Origin of the sequence: Novosphingobium sp., assembly GCF_041915465.1 — a bacterium.
Classification (GTDB): Bacteria; Pseudomonadota; Alphaproteobacteria; order Sphingomonadales; family Sphingomonadaceae; genus Novosphingobium.
In genome coordinates this window covers 17293-35641 of the sequence record NZ_JAYSBK010000007.1, presented here as the reverse complement: position 1 = coordinate 35641, position 18349 = coordinate 17293, and the positions used below count along the sequence as shown (strand labels likewise).

The 18349-nt window shown below is 66.3% G+C and carries 18 protein-coding genes; 6 read left to right on the top strand and 12 right to left on the bottom strand.

What is annotated here, in order from left to right:
- Positions 1–4 precede the first annotated feature (4 nt).
- From guaB to ACE3SN_RS02765, 3 genes are all read right to left on the bottom strand, one after another.
- Positions 5–1462: an IMP dehydrogenase gene (gene guaB / locus ACE3SN_RS02775; RefSeq protein ID WP_374527239.1), complete on the bottom strand. Its 1458-nt coding sequence runs from the start codon at positions 1460–1462 to the stop codon at positions 5–7.
- A gap of 106 nt (positions 1463–1568) precedes the next feature.
- On the bottom strand, positions 1569–3062 hold the full coding sequence (locus tag ACE3SN_RS02770) for a M28 family peptidase (protein ID WP_374527237.1): 1494 nt from the start codon (positions 3060–3062) through the stop codon (positions 1569–1571).
- Between the two features lie 130 nt (positions 3063–3192).
- Positions 3193–3948, bottom strand: a complete 756-nt coding sequence (locus ACE3SN_RS02765; RefSeq protein ID WP_374527235.1) for a 3-hydroxybutyrate dehydrogenase — start codon at positions 3946–3948, stop codon at positions 3193–3195.
- Between the two features lie 90 nt (positions 3949–4038).
- Here ACE3SN_RS02765 and ACE3SN_RS02760 point away from each other — a divergent pair, with 90 nt between their 5' ends.
- On the top strand, positions 4039–4920 hold the full coding sequence (locus ACE3SN_RS02760; protein WP_374527233.1) for a neutral zinc metallopeptidase: 882 nt from the start codon (positions 4039–4041) through the stop codon (positions 4918–4920).
- Positions 4917–6065 (top strand): alpha-hydroxy acid oxidase, encoded by a 1149-nt coding sequence (locus ACE3SN_RS02755; RefSeq protein WP_374527231.1) that lies wholly within the window; start codon positions 4917–4919, stop codon positions 6063–6065. The genes ACE3SN_RS02760 and ACE3SN_RS02755 overlap by 4 nt, the downstream gene beginning before the upstream one ends.
- A 131-nt stretch (positions 6066–6196) precedes the next feature.
- Here the strand turns inward: ACE3SN_RS02755 and ACE3SN_RS02750 are convergent, their stop codons facing one another.
- The 5 genes from ACE3SN_RS02750 to sdhC form a co-directional block, all read right to left on the bottom strand.
- Complete coding sequence (locus ACE3SN_RS02750) at positions 6197–6490, bottom strand: hypothetical protein (protein ID WP_374527229.1); 294 nt, start codon at positions 6488–6490, stop codon at positions 6197–6199.
- An 8-nt stretch (positions 6491–6498) separates the two neighbouring features.
- A complete protein-coding gene (locus tag ACE3SN_RS02745) occupies positions 6499–7467 on the bottom strand; it encodes a c-type cytochrome (RefSeq protein WP_374527227.1) in 969 nt (322 codons plus the stop codon).
- Between the two features lie 112 nt (positions 7468–7579).
- A complete protein-coding gene (gene sdhA, locus ACE3SN_RS02740) occupies positions 7580–9388 on the bottom strand; it encodes a succinate dehydrogenase flavoprotein subunit (RefSeq protein WP_374527225.1) in 1809 nt (602 codons plus the stop codon).
- A gap of 4 nt (positions 9389–9392) precedes the next feature.
- Positions 9393–9773 (bottom strand): succinate dehydrogenase, hydrophobic membrane anchor protein, encoded by a 381-nt coding sequence (sdhD, locus tag ACE3SN_RS02735; RefSeq protein WP_374527223.1) that lies wholly within the window; start codon positions 9771–9773, stop codon positions 9393–9395.
- A 12-nt stretch (positions 9774–9785) separates the two neighbouring features.
- Positions 9786–10172, bottom strand: coding sequence for a succinate dehydrogenase, cytochrome b556 subunit (gene sdhC / locus ACE3SN_RS02730; protein ID WP_374527221.1), 387 nt, complete (start codon positions 10170–10172; stop codon positions 9786–9788).
- Positions 10173–10298: 126 nt separating this feature from the next.
- Here sdhC and ACE3SN_RS02725 point away from each other — a divergent pair, with 126 nt between their 5' ends.
- Genes ACE3SN_RS02725 through ACE3SN_RS02710 form a run of 4 tightly spaced genes read left to right on the top strand, consistent with a single transcriptional unit; the run spans position 10299 to position 13230 of the window.
- Complete coding sequence (locus ACE3SN_RS02725; protein ID WP_374527219.1) at positions 10299–11015, top strand: SDR family NAD(P)-dependent oxidoreductase; 717 nt, start codon at positions 10299–10301, stop codon at positions 11013–11015.
- Positions 11005–11931: a 50S ribosomal protein L11 methyltransferase gene (locus ACE3SN_RS02720; protein WP_374527217.1), complete on the top strand. Its 927-nt coding sequence runs from the start codon at positions 11005–11007 to the stop codon at positions 11929–11931. The genes ACE3SN_RS02725 and ACE3SN_RS02720 overlap by 11 nt, the downstream gene beginning before the upstream one ends.
- Positions 11928–12809: a DMT family transporter gene (locus tag ACE3SN_RS02715; RefSeq protein WP_374527215.1), complete on the top strand. Its 882-nt coding sequence runs from the start codon at positions 11928–11930 to the stop codon at positions 12807–12809. The genes ACE3SN_RS02720 and ACE3SN_RS02715 overlap by 4 nt, the downstream gene beginning before the upstream one ends.
- A gap of 43 nt (positions 12810–12852) precedes the next feature.
- Positions 12853–13230, top strand: coding sequence for a PilZ domain-containing protein (locus ACE3SN_RS02710; RefSeq protein ID WP_374527213.1), 378 nt, complete (start codon positions 12853–12855; stop codon positions 13228–13230).
- On the opposite strand, the gene ACE3SN_RS02705 is transcribed toward ACE3SN_RS02710, so the two are convergent.
- The 4 genes from ACE3SN_RS02705 to recN form a co-directional block, all read right to left on the bottom strand.
- Entirely contained in the window at positions 13227–13745 is a 519-nt protein-coding gene (locus tag ACE3SN_RS02705; RefSeq protein WP_374527211.1) for a CinA family protein, read from the bottom strand. The genes ACE3SN_RS02710 and ACE3SN_RS02705 overlap by 4 nt on opposite strands.
- A 10-nt stretch (positions 13746–13755) precedes the next feature.
- Complete coding sequence (locus tag ACE3SN_RS02700; RefSeq protein ID WP_374527209.1) at positions 13756–14511, bottom strand: enhanced serine sensitivity protein SseB C-terminal domain-containing protein; 756 nt, start codon at positions 14509–14511, stop codon at positions 13756–13758.
- Positions 14512–14593: 82 nt separating this feature from the next.
- Entirely contained in the window at positions 14594–16612 is a 2019-nt protein-coding gene (gene ligA, locus ACE3SN_RS02695) for an NAD-dependent DNA ligase LigA (RefSeq protein WP_374527285.1), read from the bottom strand.
- Positions 16613–16647: 35 nt separating this feature from the next.
- Complete coding sequence (gene recN, locus ACE3SN_RS02690) at positions 16648–18312, bottom strand: DNA repair protein RecN (RefSeq protein ID WP_374527207.1); 1665 nt, start codon at positions 18310–18312, stop codon at positions 16648–16650.
- Positions 18313–18349: the final 37 nt, after the last annotated feature.

Sequence of the window (18349 nt, the reverse complement as noted above, 5' to 3'; positions counted from 1 at the left end):
GCGGTTACCGCGTCGGGTAGTTCGGCGCTTCGCGGGTGATCGTCACGTCGTGGACGTGGCTTTCCTTGAGACCCGCGCCGGTGATCCGCACGAAGTTGGCCTTGGCGCAAAGCTCTTCGATCGTGCTGGCGCCGGTGTAACCCATCGCCGCCTTGATCCCGCCGACCAGCTGGTGGACCACGTCCTTGGCCGGGCCCTTGTAGGGCACCTGGCCCTCGATCCCTTCGGGAACGAGCTTCATCTGGTCCTTGATGTCCTGCTGGAAATAGCGGTCAGCACTGCCGCGCGCCATCGCGCCGACCGAGCCCATGCCGCGGTACGACTTGTAGGCGCGCCCCTGATAGAGGAACGTCTCGCCCGGCGCTTCCTCGGTCCCCGCCAGCAGCGAGCCGACCATGATCGTGCTGGCCCCGGCGGCCAGCGCCTTGGCCGCATCGCCCGAAGTGCGCAGGCCGCCGTCGGCGATGATCGGCACCCCGGCTTCGCGCGCGGCGCGGGCCGATTCCATGATCGCCGTCAGCTGCGGCACGCCGACACCGGCAACGACGCGGGTGGTGCAGATCGAGCCAGGCCCGATGCCCACCTTGACCGCATCCGCGCCCGCATCGATCAGCGCGCGGGTGGCGTCATAGGTGGCGACGTTGCCGGCCACGACCTGGGCCGAATTCGACAGCTTCTTCACGCGTTCGACCGCGCGGGCCACGTCCTTGTTGTGGCCGTGGGCGGTGTCGATGATCACCACGTCGCATTCGGCGGCAAGCAGCGCCTCGGTGCGTTCAAAGCCCTTGTCACCGACGGTCGTGGCGGCGGCGACGCGCAGGCGGCCGGCAGCGTCCTTGGTGGCGCTGGGATAGGTCACCGCCTTTTCGATGTCCTTCACCGTCACCAGCCCGACGCAGTGGAACGCATCGTCGACCACCAGCAGCTTTTCGATCCGGCGCTGGTGCAGCAGGCGGCGCGCCTCGTCCTGGCTGACCCCGGCGCGCACCGTGGCAAGGTTTTCGTGCGTCATCAGTTCGCGCACCGGCTGGAGCGGATTGTCGGCAAAGCGCACATCGCGGTTGGTCAGGATGCCGACCAGCTTGCCGCCCGCTTCGACCACCGGAATGCCCGAAATGCGGTTCGCGACCATCAGCGCCTGCGCCTCGCCCAGGGTGGCGTCGGGCGAGATCGTGATCGGGTTGACCACCATACCGCTTTCAAAGCGCTTGACCGCGCGCACCGCGGCGCACTGTTCTTCAAGCGAGAGGTTGCGGTGCAGCACGCCGATCCCGCCCAGCTGCGCCATGACGATCGCCATGTCGGCTTCGGTCACGGTGTCCATCGCCGATGACAGCACCGGGATGTTGAGCGCGATTTCCTTGGTCAGGCGGGTGCGGGTATCGGCCATCGACGGAACGATGTCGGACTCCCCCGGCTGGAGAAGCACGTCGTCAAATGTGAGGCCGAGAGGGATGTCCATGGTGCCACTATGCCTTTGCGGGTCTGGATTCGTGGCGGCCCATGTAACGACACGGGGACAAAAGGGCTAGTGCGATTACAAGTGCTTTTTCGCAAGCAACGTTCGTCTACTGCGCGATCCGCGAGGGAACCTTGCGGGGATCGGCAAACCAGCGGGTCAGCGCGACCAGAAACAGCACATCGTCCGCCGCCCCGCCCAGTTCCAGCCCCGGTTTCACCTGGTCGCTGGGGCGATGGTAATCGCTTTCCATGAAAGCATCGACCCGGGCGATATCGCCCCACGAGCTTGACACCATCACCGCCGGAACATCGTGCTGCAGCAGCGCCCAGCCATCCTGGCGGCGAACATAGGCATTGGCCTTGTCATCCTGAACCAGCTTTTTCTTCTGCGCCTTGGCGACGGCGGCGATCTGCGCGTCGAGCGGGGTCATGCCCTTGCCGACAATCGCGATCGGCTGCCCGGCGGGGCCAATCGCGACGGTATCGATATTGAAGGCCGCGACGATATGGCCAAGCGGGATCGGCGGGTCCTGGGCAAAGGCTTCCGCACCCAGCAACCCCAGTTCCTCGCCCGTCGTGGCAAGGAAATAGACATCGCGCTCCATCCCCGGCCCCTTGGCCAGACGCCGGGCCACCTCGGTCAGCACGGCCAGGCCGCTGGCATTGTCGACCGCGCCGTTGCAGATCTGGTCCTCGGCGGGCGGGGCCACGCAGCGCCCGAAATGATCCCAGTGGGCCACCAGCAGCACCGCGCCCAGTTCGGGATGCCGTCCGGGGATCTTGCCAATGACATTGTGCGTCTTGATCCGCGTCTCACGCGTCGTCGCCTCAAGCGAAACGGTGAGATCGAGCGGGCGCGCCACGAAATTTGGCTGATCGGCGCTCTTCTGCAAGCTCACGAGGGTCTGGCCGGAACCGACCAGCAGCTTGTCAAAGGCAGCCGCGGTAACGAACCCCTCGATGTCGCCGCCCAGTTCCTCGCCGGCCAGGAAATAGCCCATGCGCTGCCGGTGACCCGCGACATTATCCATGCTGCGATCACCATCCAGCACGGTCAGCACCGCGCTTGCCCCGCCCTTGAGCAGGGCGTTCTGGCGCTCGGACGTTCCATCCTCCTCGCCGTCGAGCAGCAGCGCCACCCGCCCCGCCAATTCCGCGCGCGGCGGAACGACCTTGCCATCGCCGACGAACAGGATCGGCGCGTTTTCGACGAGGCCGCGCTTGCCGGACGTCAGCACCAGGGTGGCATTGGCCGGCAGGATGATCCGCCGCCCCTTGCGCATGAACTGGGCGCGGCTGCCATCGGGTTCGCGGCCCACGATCGTCACCGGCGCGAACCATGGATTGCCGGGGTCATTGGTGCCGGATTCAAGCCCGATGTCGAACCATTGCTTGCCCAGATAGCGCAGCGTCATCGCCTCGCCATTGGTGCCCGGCTCGCGGCCTTCATAGGCGTCGCTGGCGAGTTCGGTGATGTGCGCGAGCAGCTGGCCCTTGAGCTCGGCATTGGCCTGTTCGGCGCGCGACGGCTTGCGCGGAGCGGCTGAGAGCGGGCTGAACAGCAGCGACGCCGCAAGCAGCGGCGCAAACAAGCGGTTCATCGTTCTCCAAAAACGCTTCATCGCGGCCTAGACACCAGAAACCGGGCCACCCCGCAAGCGCCGACAGCGCGGGAATGGCGGTAAAACCCAACTGGTGGCTCTAAAGTTACACTCGCCAGAACCAGCAACCCTATTCGGCGGTCCAGCCCCCATCCATCGAGATATTCGTGCCGGTGATGTTGGCCGCCGCATCGCGGCACAGGAACACCGCCATTTCGCCGACATCGCTGGGCTGGACGAACTTCTTGGTCGGCTGGCGCGTCAGCAGCACGTCGTTGATCACCTGCTCGCGGGTCAGCCCGCGCGCCGCCATCGTATCGGGGATCTGGTTCTCCACCAGCGGGGTCCAGACATAGCCGGGGCTGATGCAGTTGGCGGTGATGTTGTGCGTCGCCAGTTCCAGCGCCAGCGTCTTGGTCAGCCCGGCCAGGCCGTGCTTGGCGGAAACATAAGCCGCCTTGAACGGCGAGGCGGTGAGCGAGTGGGCGCTGGCGGTGTTGATGATCCGCCCCCACCCGGCCTGCTTCATGTGCGGGATCGCCAGGCGGCAGGCATCGAAGGCCGCCGTCAGGTTGAGCGCGATGATCGTGTCCCACTTGTCGACCGGGAATTCCTCGACCGGGGCGACGTGCTGCATACCCGCATTGTTCACCAGGATGTCGATCGGCCCGGCGCCCGCCATCAGCGCTTCCACGCCTTCGCGCTTGGACAGGTCCGCGCCGACATGGATCGCGCCCAGTTCCTCGCACAGCGCGGCGATCGTCGCCGTGTCGCCAAAGCCCGACAGGACAACCTCCGCCCCTTCGGCATGCAGTGAACGGGCGATCGCCAACCCGATGCCCGATGTCGACCCAGTAACCAGCGCGCGCTTTCCAGCGAGGAACATTCCCGACTCCAACCTGTTTGAGAAATGGCTATAAGCGTATGAATTCGGCTGGATCGGGCGACTTGTCCAGCCCCTGTTAGGGCGCAAGACATGAAGCTGGACGAATTCGACCCCAACGCGATCGACATCGAGGATCAGCGGGGTGGGCGCGGTCGCGCAATGCGGATTGGCGGGCGCGGCGGACAGGTGGGTTGCGGCACTATTCTGATCGCGCTGATCGCCTATTTCGCCTTCGGGATCGATCCCAGCCAGCTGCTTGGCGGGATGGAGCAGATCCAGCCGCCGGCCCAGCAGGAAGGCCCGGCGCAGGGCGGCACCACCGCCGCCGAAAGCTGCACGGTCGATGCCGCCAGCCGCGAGGCGTGCAATGCCCTCTCCTCGCTCAACAAGACCTGGGAGCCGATTTTCGCGGCCACAAACGTGCCCTTCTCGCGGCCCAAGCTGGTATTCTATTCGCAGGCCGGTTCCTCCGGCTGTGGCACGGCGCAGAGCGCGATGGGGCCGTTCTATTGCCCGGAGGACAAGGGCATCTATCTCGACACCGATTTCTTCAAGCAGATGGACCGCGAACTGGGCGCCACGGGCCAGTTCGCGCGCGATTACGTGATCGCCCACGAATACGGCCACCACATCCAGCGGCTTACCGGCATGTCGGGCCAGGTGCGCCAGCTGCAATCGCGCGATCCGCAAAATGCCAACCGCTATTCGGTGATGCTGGAATTGCAGGCCGATTGCTATGCCGGGGTCTGGGCCGCGAAGAACAAGGACCGGCTGGAGCCGGGCGACATGGAAAGCGGGATGAACGCCGCCCATGCCATCGGCGATGACACCTTGCTGAAGAATGCCGGCCGCAATCCCAGTCCCGAACAATTCACCCACGGCACCAGCAAACAACGCATGCAATGGTTGCGCACCGGGATGGAGAGCGGCAACGAGGACGCCTGCGATACCTTTGCGAGCCTGCGGAAGTGAAGCTGACCGATTGCCACAACATCGACGATTTCCGCAGCCTCGCAAAGCAGCGCCTGCCCTGGCCGGTGTTCGACTATATCGACGGCGCGGCCGATGACGAGGTGACCAAGGCGCGCAACACCGCCGCGTTCAACAGCGCCGATCTTGTGCCAGACGTGCTGGCCGGCGTGGAGTCCATCGACACCAGCTGCACGATCCTTGGCCGCAAGAGCGCGCTGCCGCTGATCCTCTCCCCCACCGCGCTGCAACGCGTGTTCCACTGGCAGGGCGAACGCGCCGTGGCGCGCGCGGCGGAAAAGTTCGGGGTGTGGTGCGGGATTTCCAGCCTTGCAACCGTTTCCATCGAGGAAATCGGCGCGCTGATCTCCACGCCCAAGATGTTCCAGCTCTATGTTCACAAGGACAAGGGCCTCAACCGCTCGATGATCGAACGCTGCCAGGCGGCCAAGTTCGACGCCATCGCGCTGACGGTCGACACCATCGTTTCGGGCAAGCGCGAACGCTGCGCCCGCAGCGGCTTTACCTCGCCGCCCAAGTTCACGCCCCGCAACCTGCTGGGCTATGCGATGAAGCCGCGCTGGGGGCTGGACTATGTTTTCCGCGAAAAGTTCGCCCTCCCCAACCTCGACACCCATGTGAAGGAAGGGACCGGCGAGGCCGTGTCGATCGCGGGCTATTTCAACACCATGCTTGACCAGTCGATGGACTGGAAAGTGGCCGAGCAGATCCGCAATGACTGGGGCGGCAAGTTCGCGCTGAAGGGCGTGATGAGCGCCGCTGACGCGCGCCGCGCGGCGGAAATCGGCGCGGACGCGATCATGATCTCGAACCACGGCGGCCGCCAACTTGATGGCAGCCGCGCGCCCTTCGACCAACTGACCGAGATTGTCGATGCGGTCGGCGGGAAGATCGAGATCATCTGCGATGGCGGCGTGCGGCGCGGCACCCATGCGCTCAAGGCCTTGTGCGCCGGGGCCACTGCGGCCTCGGGCGGGCGGCTTTACCTCTATGCGCTGGCCGCCGCCGGACAGGCCGGCGTCGAGCGCGCGCTCGGCATCCTGCAGGACGAGATCGAGCGCGGCATGAAGCTGATGGGCGTCAAGAGCGTCGACCAGCTGACCAGCGACCGGCTGCGCTGGCGCTGAGTTTCCGACTTCATTTCCCGTCACCCCGGACTTGATCCGGGGTCCAGCTGCCATGCCCCGAGCTCGCCGAACAAGCGGGATCCCGGGTCAAGCCCGGGATGACGGTTGGAATAGAGTGGCTGACGATGAACTCACTTGTCGCGAAAGCGCGGACCTAGCCCAAGGTAGATCACATAACCCATCGCTAGAAATATTGACGCTGCGAAACCCAACACAACTGGGACCGCAATCGCGTCTGGCATGTTTGGAAACAGGAACAGTGCCGCGCCTGTCCCAAACATGACCCCAGCAAGCGCTATCGCAAACGCTTTCGAACTGCGGACATTCTGCCACATCTTGGCGATTGCGTCCCCGAAAGGCGTCCAGACCGAAGGGACGAAATGCGAAACGACCAAGAGTACGAACAGAATAAGGAGCATATCCATTCCGCACATTACTCCTTCCCCAGCGCCTTCCTGATCGGAGCGAAGGGGCCGAACTTGTGCTGCTCGGCGCTGAAGCTGTCGGCATAGGGGCCATAGGGCGCGTCGACCGGCTTTTCCTTGCGCTTGGGATAGTCGGCGTCCAGCCCTTCCTTGTGCGGGCGCGGCTGCGAGATGAGATAGGCGGCGACGTCCCAGGCATCTTCCTCGCCCACCACCGGCGCGCGCCAATCGGCGCCGTGCGGCATGTTGCTGCGCACGAAATTCGCCGCCGTGCCGAGCCGCGCCATACCCGCGCCGTCGTTGAAGCTGTCCGGCCCCCACAGCGGCGGCACGGCATAGCCCGGAGCCCCGTCGTCCGCGCGCTGGCCCTGCCCGTTCTGGCCGTGACAGGCCGCGCAGGTCTGCACGAACACCGCGCGCCCGCGCACCGGATCGGCGGCGCGGGTCAGTTCGGCCATCTTGCCGCTGCCGCGCCCCTTGGTCTTCGCGCCCGCCGGACGCCCGGTGGAGAGGAACTGGATATAGGCGACCATTGCCTTCATTTCCGGGCTGGCATCGGGCATCGCACGGCCGTTCATGCTGCGCATCAGGCAGCCGTTGATGCGGTCCTCCAGCGTACCGATCCGCCCCTCGCGCGCACGATAGCTCGGAAAATCGCCATAGACGCCGACATAGGGCAGACCGAACTGCTTGGTACCCGCCGCGATGTGGCAGCTCTGGCAATCGAGGTTGTTGCCCGCAAAGCGCAGCGCCGGATCGGCCGCCGCCGGACCGATCAGCGCCGCCGTATGGCTGACCAGCTCGCGCCCGCGCCGCACCATGCGGCCCCACTCGTCATCGGGCAGGCTGCTCACATCGGGCACGTTCCAGGCATCCGCCCCGCGCGTCGGCGCCGCCCCCGGACGCCCGCTCAGCGTCAACAAGGCCACCCCGGCCCCCACCGCCAGCACCGCCACCAGTCCGATCGCCTTGTTCATGCCCTGCCCGCCCTGTCTGTCTCGCCGATTGTGCCTGCACTTGCCCGTTCAGACAAGAAAGGCCGGAGTGCTTCCACCCCGGCCCATCCGTTTTCCATGCTGAAGCAGCAGCTTAGTAAACGCGCTTCTTCGGCTTGATGTATTCCACATCGTCGGTCAGCGTGAATTCGTGGACCGGGCGATAGTCGATGCGGACATCGCCGCCCTGACCGCCCCAGCCGTTGAACCAGGCCGCGGTGTGCTTCATCCATTCGGCGTCGTTGCGATCGGGGAAATCCTCGTGCGCGTGGGCGCCGCGGCTTTCCTTGCGGTTCTGCGCGCTGTGAAGCGTGACAGTGGCCTGGCTGATCAGGTTGTCGAGCTCCATCGTCTCGACGAGGTCCGAGTTCCAGATCAGGCCGCGATCCGACACGTGGATGTCTTCCATCCGCTTGTAGGTTTCAGCAAGCTTCGCCTTGCCTTCCACCATCAGTTCGTCGGTGCGGAACACGGCGGCGTGCTGGCTCATGCAGCGTTGCATTTCGGTGCGGATTTCGGCCGTGGGCGAACCGCCCTTGGCGTTGCGGAAGTGGTCGAGGCGGGTCAGCGCGAGGTCGGCGCTGTCCTTGGGCAGTTCGGCATGGGCCGAATTCGGCTTGATCAGTTCCTTGAGCCGCAGGCCCGCCGCGCGGCCGAACACCACGAGGTCGGTCAGCGAGTTCGAACCCAGGCGGTTGGCACCGTGGACCGAAACGCAGGCAGCTTCACCCACCGCAAACAGGCCGGGGACGACCGTTTCGGGGTTGCCGTCGGCACCGATGGTGACGACTTCACCGTGATAGTTCGTCGGGATGCCGCCCATGTTGTAGTGCACGGTCGGCACCACCGGGAGCGGCTGGCGGGTCAGGTCGACACCGGCAAAGATCTTGCCGCTTTCGGTGATCCCCGGCAGGCGCTGGGCCAACACCGCCGGATCGATGTGATCGAGGTGCAGATAGATGTGGTCCTTGTGCGGACCGACGCCGCGCCCTTCGCGGATTTCCATCGCCATCGAGCGCGACACGACGTCACGGCTGGCAAGGTCCTTGGCCGAGGGGGCATAGCGTTCCATGAACCGCTCGCCTTCGGAGTTGGTGAGATACCCGCCCTCGCCGCGCGCGCCTTCGGTGATCAGCACGCCAGCGCCGTAGATGCCGGTCGGGTGGAACTGCACGAATTCCATGTCCTGCAGCGGGAGCCCTGCGCGCAGCACCATGCCGCCGCCGTCACCGGTGCAGGTGTGGGCCGAGGTGCAGGTGTAGTACGAACGGCCATAGCCGCCGGTCGCCAGCACCACCGCCTTCGAGCGGAAGCGGTGGATCGAGCCATCGTCCATGCACAGCGCGATCACGCCGCGGCATTCGCCGTTCTCCATGATCAGGTCGATCGCGAAGTATTCGATGAAGAAGTCGGCGTCGTACTTCAGGCTCTGCTGGTAGAGCGTGTGGAGCAGCGCGTGGCCGGTCCGGTCCGCCGCGGCGCAGGTGCGCTGCACCGGCGGGCCTTCGCCCATGTTCTGCATGTGGCCGCCGAACGGGCGCTGGTAGATCGTGCCGTCGTCGTTGCGGCTGAAGGGCATCCCGGCGTGTTCCAGCTCGAGAATGGCCTGCGGCGCTTCGCGTACGAGGTATTCGATCGCGTCCTGGTCACCCAGCCAGTCCGACCCCTTGACGGTATCGTACATGTGCCAGGTCCAGTGGTCCGGCGTGTTGTTCTTGAGACTGGCGGCGATCCCGCCCTGTGCCGCAACGGTGTGCGAACGGGTCGGGAAGACCTTGGTAATGCAAGCGGTGCGCAGGCCGGCTTCGGCCGAGCCCATCGTGGCGCGCAGGCCAGAGCCGCCGGCGCCAACGACGACCGTGTCGTAAGTGTGGTCGATGATCTTGTAAGCAGGGGCGTTCATTGACTTAGGCTCCCAGCACGAGGCGGATCACGCACAGCAGGCCAAAGCCCGCCCCGGCGAAAGTGGCAAGGTTAAGCGCCGCGATGGCGGCGAACTTGTTGGCGTGTTCGTGGACATAGTCTTCCACCAGCACCTGCAGCCCAAGCCGCGCGTGCCAGAAGGTGGACAGCACGAACAGGCCCAGCAGGGTGCCCGGCAGCGGCCGCGCGACCCATTCGTGGACCGTGCCGTAATGCAGGTTCGGCAGGCCGACCAGCGAAGCCAGCAGCCAGATCCCTGTCACCAAGTTGCCGATGGCGGTGAAGCGCTGCACCAGCCAGTGGTGCGTACCCGAGTGCGCCGAGCCGTGGCCGCGCACGCGTCCGATCGAAGTTCCGTTACCCATGTTGCGTCAACCTCAGCGGAGGACCGTCGCCCAGGTGGCGACAGTCAGCACGATGGCGATGATCGGCGTTGCGGCCGACCAGAAAGCGTTGCTCTTCAGTTCGAAACCCGCGCCGATATCGAGCACGAAGTGACGGATGCCAGAGCACATGTGATTGAAGAAGGCCCAGGTCAGGCCGACCAGCACGACCTTGCCGTACCAGGCGCCGGCGTGGGTCAGGAACGCGTTGTAGCTTGCCTCACCCCCGGCGAGCGCGCCGAGCCAGTAGAGCAGCACACCCAGGCCGACGAAGGCCATGCCATCGCCGCTCACGCGGTGCAGGATGGAAACCAGCATTGCCGGCCCCCAACGCCAGATTTGCAGATGCGGCGAGATCGGACGGTTCTTCGCGGCGGCCATGCGGCGGTATCCCCTTAGATTGCTGATGCGGGCGGCAAGCGCCCTTGCGCACCCCCCTTAATCAAAACGCCGCCCTGTGCAAGCCGTGGCTTGGCGGTTTTCTCGCACTCGCCTAGAGCAAGCCGCATGACCACCCTTACCGCTCTTGTCACCGGCTCCTCGCGCGGGATCGGTGCCGCTACTGCCGCCGCCCTGCGCGCGCGCGGCGTCACCGTGATCGGCCATGCCCGCAGCGCAGTCGATTCGCAGACGATTCCCGCCGATCTGGCGGATCCCGCCGCGCCTTCGCGAATCTGGGAACAGGCGCTGGCGCGCAGCGGCGGCAGGATCGACCTGCTGATCAACAACGCCGGGCTGTTCGAGGCGAATCCGCTTGGCCTGTCCGACATCGAATGGCTCGACAACTGGGAAGATACCCTGCGGATCAATCTGACCGCCGCGGCGGAACTCTCGCGCTTTGCCGTGAAGCACTGGCTGGAAGGCAGCCGTGCGGGCCGGATCGTCCATATCGCCAGCCGCGCCGGATACCGGGGCGACTCGCCCGACCACTGGCACTATGCCGCCGCCAAGGGCGGGATGATCGCCATGCACAAGACCATCGCCCGGCAATATGCGGCGAAGGGCGTGATGAGCTATGCGATCTGCCCGGGCTTTACCGACACCGCGATGGCGGACGATTACCTCGCCAGCCGGGGCGGCCCCGGCCTGCTCGCCGACATTCCGCTGGGCCGGGTCGCCACGCCCGAGGAAATCGCGACCATGGCCGTATTCTGCGCGCTCGACGCGCCCGAAAGCATGACCGGCGCGGTGCTCGATGCGAACGGGGCGAGCTATGTCCGCTGAACAAAGCTGGAAAATCACCGCCTTTGCCCCGCGTGCCGTCATCGAAGGCGCCTTGCTCGCCCACGAGGACGCGCTCGACTGGGATTACGACATCGTCATTTCCGGCAGCGAAATCGCCGAGGACAAGCCCGACGACTGGCAGCTTGAAGCCTGGTTGCCGCGCAAGCCCTCGAAGGCCGACCAACAGGCCGTGGCTGACCTGTTCGCCGGAACGCCGCCAAAGTTCGAGATTGAGCGCCTCCCCGACGTCGACTGGCTGACCCAGAGCCAGCAGGGGCTGGAACCGATCCGGGCAGGCAAATTCTACGTTCACACCCCCGATCACCCTGCGCTCAGCGAACCGGGGGTGCGCGATTTCTGCATTCCCGCCAGTCAGGCCTTCGGGACCGGCCAGCACGCCACCACCGCCGGATGCCTTGCCATGCTGACCCATATGAAGGCCGAGGGTGTGGTGATCCGCAATCTGGCCGATATCGGCACCGGCACGGGCCTGCTCGCCTTCGCCGCGCTTGACCTGTGGCCGCGCGCGCTGGCGACGGCGAGCGACATCGACGAGGTGTGCCTTGGCGTGGTGACCGACAATGCCGCCGACAACGGCGTGGCGACGGGCGGGCGCGGCGGCGAACTCGTGATGCTCGCCGCCGACGGGATGGACCACCCGCTGCTCGAAGCGCGCGGCCCCTATGACCTTGTCATCGCCAATATCCTGGCCGGGCCGCTGATTTCCCTCGCCCCCGATTTCGGCAAGGCGCTGGTGCCGGGTGGGCACCTGCTGCTCGCCGGTCTGCTGGAAACGCAGGAGCCGCAAGTGCGCGCCGCCTGCCGCCGCGCCGGGCTGCGGCTCGCCAAGCGGCTCGTCAATGGCGACTGGTCGATCCTGTGGCTGCGCAAGCGGGCGACTGCGCGCCAGCCATGAACCTGCGCGACTTCATCCTGCTGGTTTGCGTCTGCCTGATCTGGGCGATGAGCAATGTCGTGTCCAAGATCGTGGTCGGCAACTGGGGGGTTCCGCCGCTGTTCTTTGCCGGGGTGCGCTTTGCGATCGTCGTTCTGGCCACCCTGCCCTGGCTACGTCCGGTGCCGCGTCCGCTGTGGCGGATCGTCGCAATCGGGCTGCTGATGGGGGCGGGCAATTTCGCGCTGCTGTTTGTCGGCCTGCAGACTTCGACGCCATCGGCGGCGGCGGTCGTGGTTCAGGCCGGGGTGCCGATCACCACCCTGCTCTCGATCGTGATGCTGGGCGAGCGGATCCACTGGCGCCGCGCGCTGGGGATCAGCCTGACGCTGGCCGGCGTGCTGATCGTGGTCTGGCATCCGGGCATCGCGCTGTCGCGCGGATTGCTGTTCGTGCTGGGCGCGGCCTTTTCCGGCTCGCTCGGCGCGATCCTGATGAAGCAGGCCGAGGAAATCGCCCCGTTGCGGTTCCAGGCCTGGGTTGGCCTGGTATCGGCCGCGCCCCTGCTGGTGGCCTCTGCCCTGGTCGAGCATGGCCAGATCGCCGCCTCGTTCACGGCCGGGCTGCCGTTCCTGGCGGCACTGCTGTTTTCGGCGCTGGTGGTCTCGGTCGGGGCGCATACGGCCTATTACGGCCTGATCGCCAGATACGAGGCGAACCTGCTTTCCCCGCTCACCCTCATCACCCCGCTCTCGACGATCGGGCTTGGCGTGCTGATCACCGGCGACCAGCTTGATGCGCGGACCATCGCCGGTTCGGCCATCGCGCTGATCGGCGTGCTGATCGTAGCCGTAAGGCGCACCGGCGCGCCAATCGCCCAGGCCCAGGAGCACGCCTGATCCGATAAAATTGTGTTAACCTGGGCGGGCTACCCTGCCGCTCATGGGCTTTCAGGGGATCCCTTCAAACCGCCACGGTGCGCGCCGGTCCAACCGGCTGCGGCTGGCCGTGCCCGCCTCGCTCTTGTTGACCCACGAAACCCGCCCCTGCCTGATCGAGGACATTTCCGCGACTGGCGCCCATATCCGTCTGCCGCAGCCGCTGCCAGTGGGACGCTCGCTGATGCTTGTGTTCCACGAGCTGCGCCTGTTCGCGACCGTGGTGTGGAGCGAGGGGCAGGAATGCGGCTTGCGCTTCGCCCAGCCGCTTGAGCGCGAGGACATGGAAGGGATGCTGTGGATCCGCGAAAACCGCGAACTCTATGACCGGATCTGCCAGTCCGGCCACGCCGAGGACTGGTCGAACGGCCTGCGCGACTAACCGAATGCCGGACTGATCGCGCCCTGATCGAGCGCCAGCGTTTCGTCCAGCAGTTCCAGCGCATTGCGGGTAAACAGCGCCATGTTGGCGATGCGGTCGTCGTTGTGGGTTTCGCTGACCCGCACCCGCTCGATCCCCGGGCCAACCACCGCGCAGCAGCTCTGCCCCGAAGGCACGCCGAGCGGATGGGTGCTGCCGCCGGCCGAACCGCTCTCCGCGATCCCCCAGGCCACCCCGAACCGCTCGCGGATCGCGCGCGCCTGTAGCAGGGCATATTCCGGCGTCGCGGACTGCATTCCTTCATAGGCCCCGCGCGGCAGGGCAAACATCACGTCGCGCGCCTTGAACGAATAGACGATCCCGCCGCCGACGAAGAACTTGAGCGCCCCCGGCACCGTCAGCAACGAAGCCGAGATCAGTCCGCCGGTCGCCCCGTCGGCCACCGCGATCTTTTCGCGCCGATCCTTCAGCGCAGCGGCAATTCGTGCCGCGATCAGATTGAATTCGTTGAGCATTTGCGACCCGTCAGTTGGCTTTGGCGGGTTTTATCCGATATCCGGCGCGGTGCAATTGGTTTGGTGGCAGAATGATCACGTCGAGTGGTTTTCCGTCGAAAAAATCCGCCCCCGACAGTTTGCCGAACAACGGCGCGACCTCGTCACGCGGAGCTGTGGTGCCGACTTCCAGCAACCAGACCCACTCGTCCGTCTCGGGCCAGTGGGCCAGCGCCAGCCAGACTTCACTGATCCGGGGGTCACCAGCAGCGATAGCCTCGATTCCGGCAATCAACCGGTCGGGGCGCTGCTTGGCCTGCCCCATTTCGATTGGCGTGTCCTTTTTCAAGGTGCGCGAAACGGGGCGGCCAAGCAGCATGGAAACGTCGCTGGCAGTCCAATAGACGCCATAGTCGGCGCCGGGATTGAGCACGACCCCGCCCGCTTTCCCGTCGGGACCATCTGCCAGCATTTCCAGTGCCGCGCGCCCGTTCATGGCGATATAGCCCGTGCCTGGGCCAAAGAAGGCCGCGATGCGCCCGATCGAGGTGAAGATCGCGGGGATAGACTTGCCATCCTGGTCTCTCGCGTTGAGCAGGTTCAACTTCTCGCCCGCCTTCAACTGTCTTTCCCCGGCCTCGGCAGGCCTTTCGGGTGTGGCCAGATAGACCTCCGATTCGAGCAGCAACTTGTTGAAGGCGTCTCGTTGTTCAGGATCGGTCGCGGCCAGGATCAACGCCTCTTCCAGCGGGTTCTTTGCCTTGAAACCCTGCTTCGGCTCGGACACCTGCGGCGCAGGCTCTGCCGCCCATGCGGCGGGTGCAAAGGCCAGCGCGGCCAGCGCGAAAACGATCGCCCGCACCGCCGCCCTATCCCGCCGCCTTGACGATCTCGGCCCAGGCGGCCTCGTCGATCACTTCGATCCCCAGCGCAGCCGCCTGCTTGAGCTTGCTGCCCGCGCCCGGCCCGGCGACCACCAGGTCGGTCTTGGCCGAAACCGATCCCGCCGCCTTGGCGCCGAGCCGTTCGGCCTGGGCCTTGGCCTCGTCGCGGCTCATGGTTTCAAGCTTGCCGGTGAACACCACCGTCTTGCCTGCAACCGCGCTGTCCTTGGTCTCGATCACGTAGGGCGGCGGGCTGACTTCAGACAGAAGATCGTCCCACACCGCGCCGTTGTGCGGTTCATGGAAGAAATCGCCCAAGGCCTCGACCACGGCGGGGCCGATCCCGTCGATGGAAGTCAGCTCCGCCTTCGCTTCCTCATCGCCCGTGTGGGCGCGTTCGGCCACGTCGCGCAGCGCCGGAAGCGTCACGAAGCGTTTGAGCAAATCGCGCGCCGTCACCGCGCCAACATGGCGCACGCCCAGCCCGAACAGCAGCCGCGCGGCGTCAGGACTGCGCTTGGCCTCGATCGCGGCGATCAGGTTGTCGACCGACTTGTCCTTCCAGCCCTCGCGCTCGAGGATTTCCGCACGACGGCTGCGCAGGCGGAAGATGTCTGCCGGGCTTTCCAGCCAGCCGAGGGCAAAGAACTCGTCGATGGTCTTTTCCCCCAGCCCCTCGATATCGAGCGCGGCGCGGCTGACGAAGTGCTTCAATCGCTCGGTCCGCTGCGCCGGGCAGATCAGCCCGCCGGTGCAGCGCACATCGACCTCGCCCTCTTCCGCAACGGCTTCGCTGCCGCATTCGGGGCAATGGTCGGGGAAGTGATAGGCGGGGCGCTCTGTCTCGCGGGTCAGGTTTTCGACCACCTGCGGGATCACGTCGCCCGCGCGCTGGATCACCACGCGGTCGCCGATCCGCACGCCAAGCCGGGCGATCTCGTCGCGGTTGTGCAGCGTGACGTTGGAAACGACCACGCCGCCCACGGTGACTGGCGTCAGCCGCCCGACCGGGGTCAGCTTGCCGGTGCGACCAACCTGGATGTCGATTGCCTCCAGCGTGGTTTCGGCGCGTTCGGCGGGGAACTTGTGCGCAATGCCCCAGCGCGGCGCCTTGGCGACAAAGCCGAGCCGCCCCTGCCAGTCGAGCCGGTCAACCTTGTAGACCACGCCGTCGATATCATAGCCCATTTCCGCGCGCGCGTGTTCGATGCTGCGGTAATGCGCGACCATCTGCTCGACAGAAGTGCATCGCGCCAGCAGCGGCGAGACGGGCAGGCCCCATTCGGCAATCCGCTGCATCATTTCAAACTGGCTGCTAGCGGGAACGGCGCTCGCCGCGCCCCAGCCCCAGGCAAGGAACCGCAAGGGGCGACTGGCGGTGACGCTGGCGTCCTTCTGGCGCAGCGAACCGGCGGCGGCATTGCGCGGATTGGCAAACAGCTTGTCGCCGCGTTCTTCCTGTGCGGCGTTGAGCGCGGCGAAATCGGCCTTGCTCATGTAGACCTCGCCCCGCACTTCGAACACGTCGGGCACTTCGCCCGCCAACTGGTGCGGAATGTCGGCAATCGTCAGCACGTTGGGCGTCACATCCTCACCCACCTGCCCGTCACCGCGCGTCGCGGCGCGCACCAGCTTGCCCTGTTCATAGCGCAGCGAGCAGGACAGCCCGTCGATCTTGTCCTCGGCCGTCATCACCACTTCGGCGTCCTCGCCCAGCGCCAGGAAGCGGCGGACGCGGGCCGCGAAATCGGCCACGTCCTCGTCCGAAAAGGCGTTGTCGAGGCTGAACATCCGCACCTCGTGCGCCACCTTGGACAGCGGCGAGGCGGCGACATCGTGGCCGATAAGGCGGCTCGGGCTATCCTCGCGCACGAGGTGCGGGAAAGCCGCCTCAAGCTCGGCATTGCGGCGCACCAGCGCATCGAATTCCGCGTCGGAAATCTCCGGCGCATCGTGCGCGTGATAGAGCTTGTTGTGGTGCGCAATCGCCCGCGCAAGCCGCATCAGTTCATTGGCGGCTTCGGCTTCGGAAATAATCGTCACACTCCCTCCAACAACCGGTCCGCCTGCGCACGCGCTTCCGCAGTCACTTCCGCCCCGGAGAGCATCCGGGCGATCTCCTCCTTACGCCCGCCAGCATCGAGCAGCGCGACCGAGGTGCGCGTGACCGTGCCTTCGGAGCTCTTGGCGATCATGTAGTGCTGCCCGCCGCGCGCGGCGACCTGCGGGCTGTGGGTGACGGCCAGCAGCTGCCCGTTGCTCGCAAGCCGCGCCAGCCGTTCGCCGATGGCGCTGGCCACGGCCCCGCCGACGCCGCGGTCGATCTCGTCGAAGATCACCGTCGCCGCGCCGCCTTCTTCGGCCAGCGCCACCTTGAGCGCGAGGATGAAGCGCGACAGTTCGCCGCCCGATGCGATCTTGTTCAGCGGCGCAAAGTCCGCGCCGGGATTGGTGGAAATCAGGAATTCGACCGCGTCGATCCCGGCCCCGCTCCACCGGTCTTCGGAGAGGCGCGTCACGCTGGTGCGGAAGCGCGCGGCATCGAGTTTGAGCGGCGCGAGTTCCCCGGCCACTGCCGCATCGAGCCGCAACGCGGCTTCGCTGCGCAGCGCGGACAGCGCCTCGGCCTTCTCGCGATAGGTCTTGCCCGCTGCCTCGGCAGCGGCTTCCAGCCCGGCAATCTGCGCCTCGCCGCCCTCGATCGCATCGAGGCTAGCGCGCATTTCGCGCATCGTGTGCGGCAGATCGTCGACCTGGCAGCCGTGCTTGCGGGCGGCGGCGCGCAGATCGAACAGGCGGGTTTCTATCCGGTCGAGCGCGGCGGGATCGTGGCTCAGCGCCTCGGCGGCGCGTTCCAGCTTGTCCTCGGCCTCGCTCGCCTCGATCACCGCGCGGTCGAGCGCGGCCAGCGCCTCGCCCAGCAGGGGATGCTCGCCCGCGATCCGGTCGAGCCGCCGCGCCGCGCTGCGCAGGGCTGCCAGCGCCGAATCCGATCCGGCCCATAGCGCTTGCAGCGCGGCAAGGTCGTCCGCCAGCCTTTCGCCCTTCTGCATCGCGGCGCGCGCTTCGGCGAGTTCGGCTTCCTCGCCCTCGACCGGGGCAAGCGCGGTGAGTTCGGCAAGGTGGGCGAGCAGCAGGTCGCGGTCGGCACTGGCCTGCGCCACGCGTGCCCGCGCGCCGTCCAGTTCGTCGCGGGCCGCGCGCCATTCGCTCCACGCTGCTTCCACCCCGGCCACATCCCCGCGCGCATAGCGATCGAGCAGCGCACGGTGGCCGCGCGGATTGACGAGGCCGCGATCGTCGTGCTGGCCGTGGAGTTCGACCAGCGAGGCGGACAGTTCGCGCAGCAGCGCGGCGCTGACCGGCTGGTCGTTGACGAAAGCCTTGGAGCCGCCGTCAGCCTTGAGGCGGCGCTTGATCAGCAGCGGCTCACCCGGTTCGATGTCCACTTCCGCTTCGGAGAGAACTGTTCGGATCGCAGCGGGCAGCCGGTCGAATTCAAAGCTGGCGGTAACGCTGGCCTGATCTTCCCCTGCGCGGACCAGCCCGCTGTCGGCGCGCGCGCCCAGCACCAGTCCCAGCGCATCGAGCAGGATCGACTTGCCCGCTCCCGTCTCACCCGTGAGCACGCCCAGACCGCCGCTGAAATCGAGGTCCAGCGCCTCGATCAGCACGATGTTGCGGATAGAGAGACGAGTCAGCATGTTCGCCGCCTGTTCTAACGCGCGATTATCCGCGCGT